General features: G+C 71.0%; 2 protein-coding genes. Both read left to right on the top strand.

The annotated features are described in order from the left end of the window. On the top strand, positions 1-556 hold a 556-nt coding region (locus tag AC3A6B_RS29715), incomplete at its 5' end, for an isocitrate/isopropylmalate family dehydrogenase (RefSeq protein WP_487840222.1). A gap of 8 nt (positions 557-564) precedes the next feature. Continuing rightward, positions 565-2,036: NAD-dependent succinate-semialdehyde dehydrogenase (locus tag AC3A6B_RS29710; protein WP_487840221.1), on the top strand; the 1,472-nt coding region annotated here is incomplete at its 3' end.

Here is a 2,036-nt window from a genome sequence, read left to right as displayed (position 1 = left end):
GCAGGCGCGCAAGCGCAAGCACCTGACGGTGGCCACCAAGAGCAACGGCATCGCGATCAGCATGCCCTGGTGGGACGGCCGCGCCGATGCGATCGGCCGCGACTACCCCGAGGTGCAGGTCGACAAGCAGCACATCGACATCCTGTCCGCGCGCTTCGTGCTGCAGCCCACGCGCTTCGACGTGGTGGTGGCGAGCAACCTGTTCGGCGACATCCTCTCCGACCTCGGCCCCGCGACCACCGGCACCATCGGCCTCGCGCCCTCGGCCAACCTCAACCCGGACCGCAAGTTCCCGTCGCTCTTCGAGCCGGTGCACGGCTCGGCGCCCGACATCTACGGCCAGAACATCGCCAACCCGATCGCGATGATCTGGTCGGGGGCGCTGATGCTGGACTTCCTCACCCAAGGCCAGGGCGCCGGCCGCGCCGCGCACGACGCGATCCTCGGCGCCATCGAGGCGGTGCTGCGCGAGGGCCCGCGCACGCGCGACTTGGGCGGCACGGCATCCACCACCGAGCTCGGCATGGCCATCGCCGAGCGTGTTTCAGCTTCCTGATCATGACCATGACACTGACCCTCGAACGCCAGGACCTGATGCCCGGCACCCAGCTCATCGGCGCCGAATGGCGCGCCGCCAGCGACGCGCGCCGCCTCGACGTGACGGACCCCGCCACCGGTGCCGTCTTCGCCAGCGTGCCCGACGGCACAGCCGCCGATGCGCGTGCGGCCGTCGATGCCGCGCATGCCGCCTTCCCGGCCTGGCGCGCCGTGCCCGCGAAGCAACGCGCCCAGATCATCAAGCGCTGGAACGACCTGGTGATGGCGCACCAGGAAGACCTGGGCCGGCTGATCTCGCGCGAGCAAGGCAAACCGCTGGCCGAGGGCCGCGGCGAGGTGGCCTATGCCGCCAGCTACATCGAGTGGTTCGCCGAGGAGGCCACGCGCGCCAACGGCGAGGTGATCCCGGCGCCGGTGACCGGCCGGCGCATGCTGGCCCTGAAGGAGCCGGTGGGCGTGGTCGCCGCCATCACGCCGTGGAACTTCCCGGCCGCCATGATCGCCCGCAAGATCGCGCCGGCGCTGGCCGCCGGCTGCACCGTGGTGTGCAAGCCGGCCGAGGACACGCCGCTCACCTCGCTGGCCCTCGTCAAGCTGGCCCAGGAGGCAGGCGTGCCGGCGGGCGTGATCAACATCGTCACCGCCTCGCGCGAACGCACGCCCGAAGTGGTGGACGTGTGGCTGGCCGATGCGCGCGTGCGCAAGATCAGCTTCACGGGCTCCACGCCGGTGGGCAAGCACCTCGCGCGCGCCTCGGCCGACACGCTGAAGAAGCTGTCGCTCGAGCTCGGCGGCAACGCGCCCTTCATCGTGTTCGAGGATGCCGACATCGATGCCGCCGTCGAAGGCCTGATGGCGGCCAAGTTCCGCAACGGCGGCCAGACCTGCGTCTGCCCGAACCGCGTGTTCGTGCAGGCCAGGGTGCACGACGCCTTCGTCGACAAGCTGGCCGCGCGGGTCGGCGCGCTGAAGGTCGGCCCGGCCAGCGAGCCCGACTCGCAGATCGGCCCGATGATCAATGCGCGTGCGGTCGAGAAGATCGAGCGCCATGTGCGCGATGCCGTCGCCAGGGGCGCGCGCGTCGTGGTCGGCGGCCAGCGGCTGCGCTCGGCGCGCTGCGACGGCCCCAACTACTACGCGCCGACCGTGCTGGTGAATGCCGATGCGACGATGGAATGCAGCTGCGAAGAGACCTTCGGGCCGGTGGTGCCGGTCACGCGTTTCGAGAGCGAGGCCGAGGTGATCGCCGCCGCCAACGACACGCCCTTCGGGCTCGCGGCCTACTTCTACTCGACCGATGTCCGCCGCATCTGGCGCGTGGCCGAGGCGCTGGAGTCGGGCATCGTCGGCATCAACGAAGGCGCCCTGGCGGCCGAGGCCGCCCCCTTCGGCGGCGTCAAGGAGTCCGGCTACGGCCGCGAGGGCTCGGTGCACGGGCTGGACGACTACATGCACATCAAGTACCTGTGCCAGGGGCA

This window comes from Variovorax sp. Soil_C_33 (genome assembly GCF_057656935.1).
This window is presented reverse-complemented; position numbering and strand designations above follow the sequence as displayed.